This is a genomic window from Aquihabitans sp. McL0605 (assembly GCF_049993875.1).
Lineage (GTDB): Bacteria > Actinomycetota > Acidimicrobiia > Acidimicrobiales > Iamiaceae > Aquihabitans.
In genome coordinates, this window is the sequence record NZ_CP188252.1 from 1,742,340 (window position 1) to 1,756,379 (window position 14,040).

A 14,040-nucleotide genomic window follows, 5' to 3' on the forward strand; every position below is an offset into this window, starting at 1 on the left:
CCATGTCCAGCAAGCTGTTCCAGCGGGTTCGCCACCCACGGTCGGGCGCCACTGCGTCCCGGGATCGAGCCCACGTGGCCGCCGACCGGGTGGTGTGGCACCACGGTGCCGAGCACGTGAGCCCGATGCCCAGCCAACGGGCATCCACCCGGTTCCAGCGTCCGTACTGACTCAAGAGGTTGGGGAGGTCACGGAACGAGCAGGGTACCGACGATCGGGACGCCGATCGTCGGTACGCTCGCGCCATGCAGCTCGGTCACCGGGGGCTCAGCCCCGTGATGGTGGGCCGGGCCGAACCGCTCGACCGCCTGCAAGCGGCGCTGGTCCCCGGCCCGGGCGTCGCGCTGGTGGGCGGCGAGGCGGGCATCGGCAAGTCGCGCCTGGTCGAGGAGCTCCGCCGCCGGCTCGACCCCGGGATCCTGGTCCTCGCCGGCCAGGCCGAGCCGGGCGGCCTGGGCCACCCGTTCGGCCTGCTGCTCGACGCGCTGGGCGGCCGCCTCGCGGGCGACGAGCGGGCCGCGCTCCTCCGGTCGTCCGAGGACCACGAGCTCTCCCCCACCGACCGGACGCTGGCCGAGCGCCACCGCCTCGCGCTCGACCTGCTGGCCGAGGCCACCGGAGGCCAGCCGGCCGTGGTGATCTTCGAGGACCTGCACTGGGCCGACTCCGAGAGCATCGCGGTCCTGGAGCAGATGGCCGTCGGCACCTGCTCGGCCCTGGGCACCTACCGGCCGAGCGAGCTCACCCGGCGCCACCCGCTCACCGAGGCGATCCCCCGCCTCGAGCGGCGCGCCAGCACGGTGCACCTGCGGATCGAGCGGTTCGGCGCCGCCGACGTCTCTGCCTTCCTCACCGCGGTCTACGGCACCCGGCCGTCCGCACAGGTGGTCGAGGCGCTCGCCACCCGCAGCGGCGGCAACCCGTTCTTCCTCGAGGAGCTGCTGATGGCCTCGGCCGGCGTCTCGCTCGAGGACCTCGGCTCGGCCCCCCTCCCCTGGAACCTGGCCGAAGCGGTGCACGCCCAGGTCGACGCGCTCGATGCCCTCTCCCGCCGGGTGGTCGAGACCGCCGCGGTGCTCGGGCGCCGGATCTCCTTCGACGTGCTGGCCGCGGTGACCGACCTCGACGAGGCCGAGCTGATCGCCGTGCTGCGCGACCTGATCGGCCGCGGGCTGCTGGTGGAGGTCGAGCCCGACATCTTCGGCTTCCGCCACGACCTCACCCGCGAAGCGATCGAGCAGCGCCTCCTGGGCCGCGAGCACCGCCGCATCCACCAGGCCGCGCTCGATGCGCTCGTCGCCGCCGACAGCCACATGTTCGCCACGATGGCGCACCACGCCAAGGGCGCGGGGCGCACCGACCAGATGATCGACCTCGCCCGGCGCGGCTCCGCCCGCTACCTGGCCATCGGATCCACGTACCAGGCGCTGGAGCTGGCCGAGCTGGGCCTGTCCGAGGCCCCCGACGACACCGATCTGCGAGCGTCGGCCGCCCGCGCCGCGTGGCTGGCCAGCCTGTACCCCGACGCGGCGGAGCACGGGGAGCGCCTCCGGGCGCTGGCCGACGAGGCGGGGAACCTCGAGCTGCGGTCGCGGGCCAACCGCGGGCTGGCCCGCATCTACTGGGAGATGGGCCGCGACGAGTCGCTCGCCGAGACCCTCACCGCCCTGGCCGACGATCTCGACGTGCTGACCGATGGCCCCGAGCGCACCGAGGTCCTGGGCGTCCTGGCCCAGCAGGCCATGCTCGTCAACGACCTCGACGCCGTCCTCGACTGGGCCGCCCAGGCCATCGCCGCCGCCGAGCGCAACGACGTCCCCAGCGTCCGGCGCGCCGCGCTCGTCGAGCAGGGCAGCGTGATGATCAACCGCCGCAAGGACCCGCTGATCACCGTGCGCTCGCTCGTGGCGGTGGCCGAGGAGGCCGCGGCCGCCGGCGAGTGGTTCATGGCCTCGCGCGCTTGGGGCAACGCCGGCCACTCGGCCATGGGCCTCCTTCCCGTGGACGAGCGGCTGCTCATCTTCGACCGGATGCTCGAAGCGGCCGAACGGGCGGGGTGGATGCCCGAGGGCCGCCTGTCGTACATCCACGGCCGGTTCGAGCTGGCGCTCTACGAGGGCGACCGGGCCGAGGCCGACCGCTGGATGATGGGGCAGGAGGAGCTGGACCAGGCCCGGCCCGCATCGCTCGGCGGGTGGGCGGCGATGAACGAGGCCCTCCTCCACCTCGAGAGCGGCGATGCCGCCACCGCCACCCGCGTGCTCGACATCCTCGGGCCCGTGACGCGCGAGAAGGCCGAGATGCTGGCGGTGGTCCGGCTCGCCACCGCCATCGTCGGCGGCGATCGGGCCGGCGCCGAGGTGCAGATCGACTGGCTGCGGAAGAAGGCGGCGGTCGATGGGCTCGACGCCGATTCGTTCGGGGCGACGATGACCCTCGTGGGCGAGCCCGGGCTCAGCCCGGCGGCCGCCCGGGAGCTGGCCGGCGCCTTCGAGCGGGTCTGGGGGTTCCACTCGCTCATCGTCGACATCGCCCGCACCCGCTTCCTCGCCCACATCGAGCTGGCCGAAGAGGCCACCCAGGCCGGGCTCGACCACCTGCTCACCGTCATCCAGACGCCCGACGACGTGTACCCGCTGCCAGCGCCCTACCGGGCGACCGACAACCTGGCGGCGGCCCGGGCGCTGCTGTTGCTCGGGCGCGCCGAGGAGGCCGCCGACCACGCCGCCGCTGCGGACCGGCTGCTCGCCCGCTGGCCGGGTCGGCGCAAGGAGGCGTCCGATGCGCTGCAGCGGCGGTTCGCGGCCCGCAGCGATCCGTCGGCATCGGGAGCCGAGGGCCTCACGCCGCGCGAGCAGGAGGTGCTGGCGCTGGTGGCCGAAGGGCTGTCGAACGCCGAGGTGGCCGAGCGCCTCTACATCTCGCCGCGCACCGCGGCCGTCCACGTCTCGAACATCCTCGCCAAGCTGGGCGCGTCGTCTCGCACCGAGGCCGCCGCCTGGGCGATGCGCCGGTAGGCCGGAGCTACGGCAGCAGCTCGATCAGAGCGGCGAGGGTGAGCGCCTCCATCGACGAGACGGTGAGGTGGGCGGCGCTCAGGTCGGTGTGCCGGGTGATCTCGCTGGGCACGGCCACGGCGAGGAGGCCGGCGGCGAGGGCCGCGGTGATGCCCGGGCTCGAGTCCTCGATGGCGATCGAGCGGGCCGGGTCGGCGCCGAGCTGCTCGACCGCGTAGCGGTACGACGCCGGGTCGGGCTTGCTGCGCCCCCCGACGTGGTCCCGGGTGGCGATGACGTCGAAGTGGTGGCGGAGGCCGAGGCGGACCAGGTGGGGCTCGACCCAGCGCTCGGGCGAGCTGGAGGCGATGCCGCACGGCACGTCGGCGGCGTCGAGCTCCTGCAGCAGCAGCTCGACCCCCGGCAGCGCCGGGAGCGTGTCCCGCCACGACCGGTCCTGCTGCTCGTAGCGGGCCTCGAGCTCGTCGCGGTCGAACTGGGCTCCGACCGCCGCGCACATCGCCCGGTACGAGTCGTCCTCGCCGTGACCCACCACGGTGGCCCAGCCGGGGACGGTGAGCGTGTGGCCCATGTCGGCCAGCGCGGCGGCGTAGGCGAGGTAGATGGGGGTCTCGCTGTCGAAGATGGTGCCGTCGAAGTCGAAGACGACCGCGGCGGGGAGCGGGCTGCTCACGAGCCCGGCAGGGCGGGACGGGCGCCGACCTGGGTGACCGCCTGGGCTCCGACGCGCACTGCCTCGGCCAGGGCGCCCTGGGGCTCGGCACCGAAGCGGGTGGCGGCGATCCAGCCGGCGGCGAACGCGTCGCCGGCGCCCGTGCTGTCGACGGCGTCGACCGGGAACCCGTCGACCGTGAGCGTCTGGCGCCCGTCGGTCCAGGTGGCCCCGGCCGCACCGTGCTTCACGACGACCGCACCCACGTGGTCGAGGACGGCCCTCACCCCGCCGAGCGCGTCGACCTCCTGATCGTTGGCGAACACGAGCGATGCGCCGTCGATCCAGTTGAGGAACGCCTCGGCGCCGACGGCCTTGATGGGCGCGGTGCTGGCCGCGTCGACCGACACCACGGCACCACCGGCGATGCCGGCGGAGAGCGCGGCCCGACCGGCGTTGCGGGAGCCCTCGTGCAAGATGGCGTACCCGGACAGGTGGACCCAGTCGGGCATGGGGTCGAGCCCGCCGATGATGGCCGACAGGGGCAGCCGGTCGTTGGCGCCGCGGTCGGGGAGCATGGTGCGCTCCCCGTCGGAGGCCACCAGGACGACGCACGTGCCGGTGGGGTGCTCCTCGAGGACCGGCCCGACGAACGTGACCCCGGCCGCTTCGAGGGCGGCGGCCGCCATCCGGCCGAGGTCGTCGTCGCCCCGGGCGGCCATCAGCTGCGGGGCCTCGCCGAGCGACGCGAGCCAGCACGCGGTGTTGGCGGCCGAGCCGCCGCCGGCCATGCGCACGCGTGCCGGCGTGTCGGTCCCCACCTGGATCGGATCCTTGTGCGCCACCACCACATCGACCATGAGGTCGCCGACCACCAGGACGTGGCTCACGACTGGGCTCCCGCCACGGCGATCCGACCGGCCAGGGCGGCGTTGGCCAGGATGATCTCGGTGTTGGCCCGCAAGCTCTCGCCGCCTGATGCCTCGTGGAAGTGGGCGAGCAGGAACGGGGTGACGTCCTTGCCCCGCACCCCCGCGGCGTCGGCGGCCGCCAGGCCCTGGGCGAGCACCCGGTCGTGGAGCTCGGGGTCGACCTGGCGGTCGGCCGGGAGCGGGTTGGCGACCAGGAGGGCCGCGGTAGCCCCGAGCGAGCGCCGGGCAGCCATCACCGCAGCCACCTCTTCGGGGGCGTCGACCCGGTGCGGCACGTCGTGGCCCGAGTCGGCGAGGTAGAAGCCGGGGAAGCGGTCGGTGCCGTAGCCGAGCACGGTGACGTTGAGGGTCTCGAGCCGCTCGAGCGTGGCGGCCACGTCGAGGATCGACTTCACCCCGGCCGACACCACGGTGATGGGCGTGGTGCCCAGGGTGGTGAGGTCGGCCGACTCGTCGAACGTGCTGGTGGCGCCGCGGTGCACGCCGCCGAGCCCGCCGGTGGCGAACACGTCGATGCCGACCAGTGCCGACAGGGTGGAGGTGGACGCCACGGTGGTGGCACCGTGGCCGCGCCGGGCGACCACGACGGCGACGTCTCGAACGCTGGCCTTCACGACGTCGTCGGAGCCGGCGACGGTGGCGAGGGCCGCCTCGTCGAGCCCGACGCGAACGGTGCCGTCGACGATGGCGATGGTGGCGGGCACGGCGCCCTGCTCGCGGACCGCCGCCTCGATCTGGCGGGCCACGTCGACGTTCGTCGGGCGGGGCAGGCCGTGGGAGATGATGGTGGACTCGAGGGCCACCACCGCGCCCCCCGAGCGGAGCGCATCAGCCACCTCGGGCGCCACCACGACGCCGTCGGGGAGCCGGTCGAGCGGGGATCCAGGCATCGATGGAGTCTGTCAGACGCCTGTCGCCGGCTCCGCCAGGGTGGCCAGGACCGCCGTGACCAGGCCATCGATGGTGTGGGGGTCGGCCTCGGCCGTGACCGCCAACCCGAGGGACCGGGCGGTGGCCGAGGTGATCGGACCGATGCTGACGACCACCGACGGGATGCCTTGGGCCCCGACCGCATCGCACAGGTTGGTGACAGCCGACGACGAGGCGAACGTGACCGCGTCGGCGTGCGCCACGGCGTGGGCCTGCGCCTCGGTGAGCGGCGCAGGGACCGTGCGGTAGGCGTCGACCACGTCGACCTCCCAGCCCGCGGCGCGCAGGCCATCGGGGAGCACGTCGCGCGCCACGGCGGCCCGGGCGATCAGGACGCGGCCACCGTCGGCGGGCGGCGCCGGGAACGCGTCGAGCAGCGCCTCGGCCACGAAGGCGTGCGGCACGAGGTCGGCCACCACCCGGTAGCCGGCGAGCGCGGCGGCGGTGCCCTGACCGACCGCGGCGACCTGGACCCCGTGCAGGGCGCGGGCGTCGGGCACGTGGGCGAACGTGCGGTGCACCCCGTTGGGCGACGACAGCACGAGCCACTGGTAGGTGCCGATCCGGCCGAGCGCGGCGGCCAGCGCGGCGCCGCCATCGTCGGGGTCGGTGACCGCCAGCATCGGGGCCTCGACCACCTCGGCGCCCAGGTGCGTCAGCTGCTGGGCCAGGGCCGAGGCCTGGGCGCGGGCCCGGGTGACGACCACGCGCTTGCCCGAGAGCGGTCGGGTGGTGAACCAGTCGAGCTGCTCCGCCGCCACCCCGCCGACGACGATCACCGACGGCGCCGCGAGGGGGTGGTCGGCCAGGGTCGCGAGGGTGGCGCGGGTGGTGTGCTGCTCGGGCCGGCTCCCCCACCGCACGGCAGCGGCCGGGGTGTCGGCGGGCAGGCCCGCGGCCAGGAGGCGCTCGGCGATCTGCGGCCAGCGGCCGACGCCCATGAGGATGACGAGGGTGCCGCCGGTGCGGGCGATGGCGTCCCACGCCACGGTGCCCTCGCCGCTCGACGGGTCCTCGTGGCCGGTGACGACGGTGAACGAGGTGGACGAGAACCGCTGCGTGACGGGGATCCCCGCGTAGGCGGGGACGGCCAGGGCCGAGGTGATGCCCGGCACCACCTCGTAGGGCACCCCGGCCGCCGCGAGGGCGCCGGCCTCCTCGCTGCCGCGGGCGAACACGAACGGGTCGCCGCCCTTGAGGCGCACGACGGTCTGGCCGGCCAGGCCGCGCGCCACCAGCAGCTCGTTGATCTGCGCCTGGTCCATGCGGTGGGCCTTGGGGGCCTTGCCCACGTCGATCCGCTCGGCCGCGGCCGGCGCCAGGTCGAGCAGCTCGGCAGCCGACAGGCGGTCGTGGACCACCACGTCGGCCCGGGCCAGCAGCTCCGCGCCGCGCCGGGTGAGCAGCCCAGGGTCGCCAGGTCCGGCGCCCACCAAGTACACGGTCACGTCCGGACCCTACGTGCCCGCCGGACCTCGGTGTACCTGGCCGACGAGGTCGGCCCGCCCCGGGTGATCAGGTCGACCAGGGCGGCGCGACGGGCAACCATGGGGAGCGATGCCGCAGCTGATCGTGTCCAAGATCGCCAAGCGCTACAAGCGCACGACCATCCTGGACGGCGTCGACCTCACCGTGCACAGCGGCGAGGTGGTGGCCCTGACCGGTGAGAACGGCGCCGGCAAGAGCACCCTCATGCGGATCTGCGCCGGGCTGATCGCGGCCGATGCCGGCGAGGTCACCGTGGGCGGCGCCATCGGCTACTGCCCACAGGTGCCGGGGCTGTTCGAGCTCCTGACCGCGGACGATCACCTCGTCATGTTCGGCCGCGGCACCGGCATGGGGCGGATGGAGTCGCTCGACCGGGGCCATGAGCTGCTCGCCGACTTCGGCTACCCGCTCCACGAGCGCTCGGTGACGAGGGACCTCTCGGGCGGTACCCGCCAGAAGCTGAACCTGGCCCTGGCCCTGTTGGGCGATCCGACGGTGCTCCTGCTCGACGAGCCGTACCAAGGGTTCGACCACGGGACCTACGTCGACTTCTGGGAGCACTGCAACGTGTGGCGCAAGGCCGGCAAGGCGGTCGTCGTGGTCACGCACATGCTGGCCGAGCTCGATCGCGTCGATCGCGTCGTCGAGTTGCAGGCGCACGCGTCGCGAGCGCCGGGGGCGAGGTGAGGGCGGCGGCGCGGCGGGTGATGATCATGGCGGAGATGCACGGACGCGATCTCACCCGGCGCCACGTCGCGCTGATCCTGCTCGTCGCCCTGCCCTTGAGCTTCTACCTGGCGTCGCGAGGCTCGGGGAACGACGCCATCACCGCGGGTGGCGTCGGCATGGCCTTCTCGGTGTCGGGAGCCACGCTCTTCTCCGTCCTGTCCTCGACCGATGTCGACCAGCGCTTGGTGCTCGGCGGGTACCGCCCCTTCGACCTGCTCCTCGGTCGCCTCCTGTTCCTCGGACCGATGGGCCTGGTCGTCTCCGCGGCGTTCAGCGTGCTGATGTCGACGGCGTCGAGCCCGGCCCGCCCGGCGCTGACGTTCCTCGGTGTCGCGGCCGTGGCGGTGCAGTCGATCCCGTTCGGCCTCGCGGTGGGCGCCGCGGTGCCCCGAGAGCTGGAGGGCACGCTGGTGCTGATCGGCGTCGTGGGCATGCAGCTCGCGGTGGACCCGAGCTCGCCGGTCGCCAAGGTCCTCCCGTTCTACGGGCCCCAGCAGATCATCATCGCCAGCCTCACCGAGCACGGAGCCATCCTCTGGCCGGTGGTGCTCACCGTGCTCTACGGGCTGGCGCTGATGATGGTCGCCCGCGTGCTCATGACCGGGCGGGTCGAGGTGGTCCGCCACGGCGAGATCCGCTGACGAGCCGCCTCAGGGCGCGACGATCCGACCGTCGCGGAGGTGGAGCGTACGGTCGGCCGTCGCCGAGACGGCCTCGTCGTGGGTGACCACCACCACGGTGATCCCCTCCTCGGCCCGGAGCCGCTCCATCAGGCGGAGCACGAGCTCGCGGGACTCGGCGTCGAGGCTGCCGGTGGGCTCGTCGGCGATCAGCACCTGGGGGTTGTTGGCGATCGCCCGGGCCAGCGCCACCCGCTGGCGCTCCCCGCCCGACATCTGCGGGGGGCGCCGGTGGCCGAGGTCGGCGAGATCGACCAGCCGCAGCAGCTCCGCGGCTCGGGCCCGCTGGTCTCGACGACTCAGGTTCGACCCCATCATCGCCACGCCGACGTTGCCCAGCGCGTCGAGGTGCGGGAGCAGGTTGTGCATCTGGAACACCATGCCCACCTGCTCACGACGGAACCGGTTCGGGTGCTCCGGCTTCATGAGGTCCTGCCCGGCCACCTGGAGCGAACCGGAGTCCGGACGGTCGAGCGCGCCCAGGAGGTTCAACAGGGTCGACTTCCCGCCGCCCGACCGCCCGGTCAGGGCCACGTACTCGCCGACGGCCACCTGCAGGGTGACGTCCTCGAGCACGACGACCCTGCCGTGGTCGTAGGTCTTGCGGACCTCGCGGGCGTCGATGGCCAGCGCAGCATCACTCACGGCGCATCGCCTCCTGCGGCGACAGCCGCGCCGCACGGATCGAGGGGTAGAGGGCGCCGAGCAGGCTCACGGCCAGCGCGGTCCCGAGCGCTCGCCAGAACACCCAGGACTCGTAGTCCAGCTTGAGCACGCCGGCCAGCGACGGGAGGTCGGCGAGGATGCGCACGGCCGCGAACGCCAGCACGATGCCGATGATCGCCCCGATGATCGCGATGATGAACGCCTCGCCGAACACCATGGCCACCAGCCGCCGGCGCGACCAGCCCACGGCACGGAGCACACCGAACTCGCGGTACCGCTCGACCAGCGACAGCAGCATGGCGTTCGTCACGATGATGGCGCCGATCGCCACCGCGACGATCGAGCTCGCCCGATCGGCGGCGCTGATGAGCTGGTAGCTGCGGTCGGCCCTGCCGTAGTCGAGCAGGTTGGTCAGGCCGACGAGCAGCGGGTTGGACCGTTCGACCCGGGCGCGCACGGCGGTGGCCGTCGTTCCGGGTGCCGTCTTGACGAACAGGAGGGTGAGCCCGCCGGGTTGGCGCTCGTAGCCCTGGAACGGTGCGAGGGGGAACATCAGGGCGCTGTCGCCGTACGTGTTGCCGGTGTTGAAGATCCCGACGACCCGCTTCTTGCCGCCGGCGACGTCGAGCGTGTCCCCCGGGTGCACCCCCAGGTCCTGGGCCAGGCGGATGCCCACGAGCACCTGGTCATCCGCCGTGGCGTCGAAGGCGCGCCCTTCGGCGATGCTCACGCCGAACGGGCCGAGGTCGCGGGGGCTGATCCCGATCTCCACGACGAGCGGATGGCTGCTATCGAGCTTCTCGGTGTCCAGCAGCACCCCGACGGCGCTGCGCACGCCGGGCTGCTTCCGGAGGCGGGCCAGCTGCCCCTCGGTCAGGGCGCTCTCGAGGATGTCGTTCACGCCCTTCTGCGCGACGGTGAAGTCAGCGGCGCCGACCCGCAAGATCCCCGCCGCGCTCGTCCGGATGCTGTTGGTGACGATCCCCAGCGTCACCACCGTGGCGACGCCCACCGCCACGGCGAACGCGGTGAGGAGGGAGCGGACCCACTTCACCCACACGTTGTGCACGATCAGCCAGGCGAACGACATGCGCGGGGTCCTCCCCTCCGGCCGTCGCGAGCGGCGGGACCGTCGATCTCGCCAGTGACACTCTCGCACCTCCGGACGGCCGAGACCCGGGCCGTCGCCGAGCCCCGCGGGCGCGGAGCCCCTGCTCGGCGTGGCCGCCGGCCCGCCGACGGCTACTGGACCAGGCGGAAGGGGGCACCCGTGGGATCGGTGGCCACCAGCAGACGACCGAACGGCGTGTCGTCCGGCCCCTGCAGCACCTTGCCGCCGAGCTCGACGATCCGAGCCGCCGACGCGTCGGCATCGGCCACGTTGAAGTAGATCGCCCAGTGGTCGGGCTCACCGTCGGGCAGCACCTTGGAGTCCATGACGCCGGCGAGGGCCCCGTCGCCCTGGCCGAGGGTGCTGTAGCGGAACGACGGCTCGTCGCTCATGGTGGTGAGGTCCCACCCGAACACCGAGGAGTAGAACGGCCGCACGGTGTCGTAGGCGTTGGTGTGCAGCTCGAACCAGGCGGGCGCGCCGGGCTCGGCCAGCACACCGAAGCCCTTGTGCTCGCCGGGCTGCCAGATGCCGATCGACGCGCCGCCGGGGTCGGCGATCACCGCCATCGACCCCAGCGTGCCGACCGCCATGGCGGGGACGAACACGGGGGCGCCGGCCGCGGCCGCGGCTGCGGTGGTGGCCTCGGCGTCGGCGACGGCGAGGTAGACGTTCCACATGTCGGGGACCTTGTCGGGCTCGCTGTTGCGCATTCCGCCGGCGATCATCGCCTCGCCGAGGCGGAAGTTGAAGTAGCCGCCGAACTCCTCGTTCGGCTCGTCGGCGGTCCAGCCGAGGAGGTCGGCGTAGAAGGCCCGGCTGGCATCGGGGTCCGACGTGAACAGGTCGATCCAGCAGGGGGCACCGAGGGGGGCGTTCTCACGGGTGGGCATCAGGGTCTCCGGGTCGTTGGGTCTCGTGTGCCAGCTCTGACGCCGTCAGCCCGCCGAACTCATCGGCCCGCCCCACCGCGCACCCCACGAACCCACGAACCCACGAACCGGCACCGAGGGCGGTGCCGGGTTCAGGCGCCGAGGGCGGTGCGGAGGTCCTTGGCGACCTGGGTGCCGAGGGCGACCGGGTCCTCGCCCAGCTGGCGGGCGCGGACCAGGTCGGCGCTGGCGGTGCCGTCGGTGGCGAGGAAGGCGGAGAGGCGGAGGGCGCCGGCGTCGGCCACATCGCCGACATCGTCGACGAACGTGGCGTGGGCGCCCGCGGGCAGATCGCAGTCGCCGCCCAGCTCGACGAGGAACGCCCGCTCGGCGTCGACGCGGCGCCGGGACGGCCCGTGCTCGATGGCGGCGAGCATGCCCGAGATGACCCCGTCATCGGCGCGGCACTCGATGCCGAGGGCGCCCTGGCCCACCTGGGGGACGAGCTCGTCGGGCGAGATGATCTCGGCGAGGTGCTCGGTCAGCTGCAAGCGCTGCAGGGCGACGGCGGCTACGACGATGGCGCCACCGGCAGGCACCTTGGTGAGCCGGGTGGCCATGTTGCCTCGGAGCTCGGTGAACTGGAAGTCGGGGCGGATCTGGGCCAGCTGCACCCGGCGGCGCTGGGAGCCGGTGGCGACGGTGGCCCCGTTCGGGAGGTCTTCGATGCGCCCGCCGACCAGGGCGTCGCGAGGGTCGCCGCGCTCGGGCACGGCGGCCAGGACCAGCCCGGGGATGGCGACCGACGGCATGTCCTTGGCGGAGTGGACCGCGAAGTCGGCGCGACCGTCGAGCACGGCGGCCTGCACCTCCTTGGCGAACACGCCCTTGCCGCCGAACGCCGAGATCGGCACGTCGAGGCGGCGATCGCCCTCGGTGTCGACGATCACGAACTCGACGTCGAGGCCCGGATAGGCGGCCTCGAGGAGGCGCCCGACGTGGGTGGCCTGCCACAGGGCCAGGGCGCTGCCGCGCGTGGCGGCACGGACGACGGGCACGACCGGAGGGCTACGCGGGGTCGTCGAGGTCGAACAGCTGGCGGGTGGCGTCGGCCAGCCGCTCGCCGGTGGTGGACCCGGCGGTGTCCTTGAGCGCCACGGTGGGCTGGTGGAGGAGCTTGGCGACCAGGCCCTTGGTGAGCGCTTCGACGGCGGCGCGCTGGCGGTCGTCGAGCCCGTCGAGCTTCGACTCGAACCGCGCCAGCTCGGCGGTGCGCACGTCGTCGGCCCAGCCGCGCAGGGCGGCCACCACGGGAGCGGCGCCGCGGGCGGAGGCGGCGGAGCGGAAGCGCTCGAGCTCGTCGTCGATGATCGACTCGACGGCGGCCAGCTCGTGGGAGCGGCGCTCGATGCCGGCCTGGGCGAAGCGGCGGAGGTCGTCGATGTTGAGCAGGGTGACGCCGTCGAGGTCGGCCACCGTGGCGTCGACGTCTCGGGGGACGGCGATGTCGACGATCAGCAGCTCGCGGCCGGCTCGCTCGGCCATGACCGGAGCGAAGTCGTCTCGTTCGACGACCGGCACGGTGGCGCCGGTGGAGGTGAGCAGCAGGTCGACCTCGAGGAGGGCGAGCGACAGGTCGGAGAGGCGGACGGCCTGGCCACCGATGCGGTCGGCCAGGGCCCGGGCCTTGCGCCACGTGCGGTTGGCGACCATGACGTCGGCCACGCCGGCGCCCTGCAGGGCGGTGGCCATGCCCTCGGCCATGTCGCCGGCGCCCATGATCAGGACCTTCTTGCCGACGAGGTCTCCCAGGCGCTCGGCCGCCATCTCGACCGCAGCGTGCGACACCGACGCGGTGCCCCGGGCGATGTCGGTGTCGGTGCGGGCCCGCTTGCCGGTCTCGAGGGCGTGGCGGAACAGCAGGTTGAGGACCGGTCCGGCCGTGCCCTCCTGGCCGGCCATCTCCCAGGCGCCCCGGACCTGGCCCAGGATCTCGGCCTCGCCGATGACCGACGAGTCGAGCCCGGCGGCCACGGAGAACAGGTGGCGGACCGCTTCGGCGTCGTAGTGGACGTAGAGGTGGTCGGCGAACTCGTCGGGTGGCACGAACGCCAGCTCCGACAAGAAGTTGCGCACATCGGCGTAGGCCCCGTGGAACCGCTCGGCGATGGCGTAGACCTCGGTGCGGTTGCACGTGGACAGCACCACGACCTCGCCGACGTGCGAGCGCGCGCCGAGATCGTGCAGCGCCTTGGGCAGGCGTGCACCATCGATGGTCATGCGCTCGAAGAGATCGAGCGGCATGGTTCGGTGGTTCAGTCCGATGACGACGACAGACACGCCTGTAGGCGCTCCTTGGCTTCGGCCAGTTGGCCTTCGCGGATGAGGTCAAGCATTCCCGAATCGACGGCCAACCGCCAATCGGGACGGGCGCCGGTCCCTCCAGCAGCCACATCGTGGAGGCGGACCTCCTCGACGAGGTCGAGGGCCACCAGGACCTCGGGGGTGATGACCTGGGCCGCTTGGTCGCACAGCCACCGGGCGGCGGCCGGGTGGATGCCTCCCGTGGACACCGACACGGTGACCGGGCCCTCCCGCCGGGTGGCGGGGATGGCGGCCGGTCCGCCGGTGGGATCGGTGACGTCGTTGACCCAGGTCCCCGCAGCGCGGGCGTCGGCGACGACCCGGTCGTTCACGGTGACATCGTCGGTGGCGGCCACCGCGAACGCCCAGGGGCCGCCGCCGGGGGCGGTGCCCACCGCGGCGTAGGCGCCCTGGCTCCAGCGGATGCGGTCCGACTCGGCCAGCGCCAGCAGGGGGGCGGTGAGGGCGGGGGCCAGCACCGTGACGTCGGCCGCGGCCGCGAGCAGGCCGAGCACCTTGCGGGTGGCGACGGCGCCGCCGCCGACCACCAGGCACGGGGCTCCGGTCAGGTCGACGAGCACGGGGTAGCGAGCGCCCAC

Annotated in this window: 14 protein-coding genes; 4 read left to right on the forward strand and 10 right to left on the reverse strand. The window is 73.6% G+C overall.

What is annotated here, in order from left to right:
- The first annotated feature begins 2 nt into the window (after window positions 1-2).
- The gene (locus tag ACPPVX_RS07860) at window positions 3-170 is read left to right on the forward strand and encodes a hypothetical protein (RefSeq protein WP_426574337.1); all 168 of its coding nucleotides are present in this window, start codon (window positions 3-5) and stop codon (window positions 168-170) included.
- Between the two features lie 75 nt (window positions 171-245).
- Window positions 246-3,017 carry a helix-turn-helix transcriptional regulator gene (locus ACPPVX_RS07865; RefSeq protein WP_426574338.1) on the forward strand — a complete coding sequence of 924 codons (2,772 nt, stop codon included), beginning with the start codon at window positions 246-248 and terminating at the stop codon, window positions 3,015-3,017.
- Window positions 3,018-3,024: 7 nt separating this feature from the next.
- Here the strand turns inward: ACPPVX_RS07865 and ACPPVX_RS07870 are convergent, their stop codons facing one another.
- From ACPPVX_RS07870 to cobA, 4 genes are read right to left on the reverse strand one after another with little or no spacing between them, the layout of a single operon-like run.
- Window positions 3,025-3,690, reverse strand: coding sequence for an HAD family hydrolase (locus ACPPVX_RS07870; protein ID WP_426574339.1), 666 nt, complete (start codon window positions 3,688-3,690; stop codon window positions 3,025-3,027).
- Complete coding sequence (locus tag ACPPVX_RS07875; protein WP_426574340.1) at window positions 3,687-4,559, reverse strand: carbohydrate kinase family protein; 873 nt, start codon at window positions 4,557-4,559, stop codon at window positions 3,687-3,689. The genes ACPPVX_RS07870 and ACPPVX_RS07875 overlap by 4 nt, the downstream gene beginning before the upstream one ends.
- Window positions 4,556-5,491 (reverse strand): pseudouridine-5'-phosphate glycosidase, encoded by a 936-nt coding sequence (locus ACPPVX_RS07880; protein ID WP_426574341.1) that lies wholly within the window; start codon window positions 5,489-5,491, stop codon window positions 4,556-4,558. Before ACPPVX_RS07880 ends, ACPPVX_RS07875 begins: the two co-directional genes overlap by 4 nt.
- Window positions 5,492-5,503: 12 nt before the next feature.
- Window positions 5,504-6,979, reverse strand: a complete 1,476-nt coding sequence (gene cobA, locus ACPPVX_RS07885) for a uroporphyrinogen-III C-methyltransferase (protein WP_426574342.1) — start codon at window positions 6,977-6,979, stop codon at window positions 5,504-5,506.
- Window positions 6,980-7,088: 109 nt separating this feature from the next.
- Here cobA and ACPPVX_RS07890 point away from each other — a divergent pair, with 109 nt between their 5' ends.
- Both ACPPVX_RS07890 and ACPPVX_RS07895 read left to right on the forward strand, forming a co-directional pair.
- Entirely contained in the window at window positions 7,089-7,706 is a 618-nt protein-coding gene (locus ACPPVX_RS07890; RefSeq protein ID WP_426574343.1) for an ABC transporter ATP-binding protein, read from the forward strand.
- Between the two features lie 35 nt (window positions 7,707-7,741).
- On the forward strand, window positions 7,742-8,389 hold the full coding sequence (locus tag ACPPVX_RS07895; protein ID WP_426574344.1) for a hypothetical protein: 648 nt from the start codon (window positions 7,742-7,744) through the stop codon (window positions 8,387-8,389).
- A gap of 9 nt (window positions 8,390-8,398) precedes the next feature.
- Here the strand turns inward: ACPPVX_RS07895 and ACPPVX_RS07900 are convergent, their stop codons facing one another.
- The 6 genes from ACPPVX_RS07900 to ACPPVX_RS07925 form a co-directional block, all read right to left on the reverse strand.
- Window positions 8,399-9,073 carry an ABC transporter ATP-binding protein gene (locus tag ACPPVX_RS07900; RefSeq protein WP_426574345.1) on the reverse strand — a complete coding sequence of 225 codons (675 nt, stop codon included), beginning with the start codon at window positions 9,071-9,073 and terminating at the stop codon, window positions 8,399-8,401.
- Window positions 9,066-10,184: an ABC transporter permease gene (locus ACPPVX_RS07905; protein WP_426574346.1), complete on the reverse strand. Its 1,119-nt coding sequence runs from the start codon at window positions 10,182-10,184 to the stop codon at window positions 9,066-9,068. Before ACPPVX_RS07905 ends, ACPPVX_RS07900 begins: the two co-directional genes overlap by 8 nt.
- A gap of 152 nt (window positions 10,185-10,336) precedes the next feature.
- The gene (locus ACPPVX_RS07910; protein WP_426574347.1) at window positions 10,337-11,098 is read right to left on the reverse strand and encodes a VOC family protein; all 762 of its coding nucleotides are present in this window, start codon (window positions 11,096-11,098) and stop codon (window positions 10,337-10,339) included.
- A 131-nt stretch (window positions 11,099-11,229) separates the two neighbouring features.
- Window positions 11,230-12,135 carry a hydroxymethylbilane synthase gene (gene hemC, locus ACPPVX_RS07915; RefSeq protein ID WP_426574348.1) on the reverse strand — a complete coding sequence of 302 codons (906 nt, stop codon included), beginning with the start codon at window positions 12,133-12,135 and terminating at the stop codon, window positions 11,230-11,232.
- A gap of 10 nt (window positions 12,136-12,145) precedes the next feature.
- Complete coding sequence (locus ACPPVX_RS07920; protein WP_426574349.1) at window positions 12,146-13,417, reverse strand: glutamyl-tRNA reductase; 1,272 nt, start codon at window positions 13,415-13,417, stop codon at window positions 12,146-12,148.
- On the reverse strand, window positions 13,393-14,040 hold the full coding sequence (locus ACPPVX_RS07925; RefSeq protein WP_426574350.1) for a precorrin-2 dehydrogenase/sirohydrochlorin ferrochelatase family protein: 648 nt from the start codon (window positions 14,038-14,040) through the stop codon (window positions 13,393-13,395). The genes ACPPVX_RS07920 and ACPPVX_RS07925 overlap by 25 nt, the downstream gene beginning before the upstream one ends.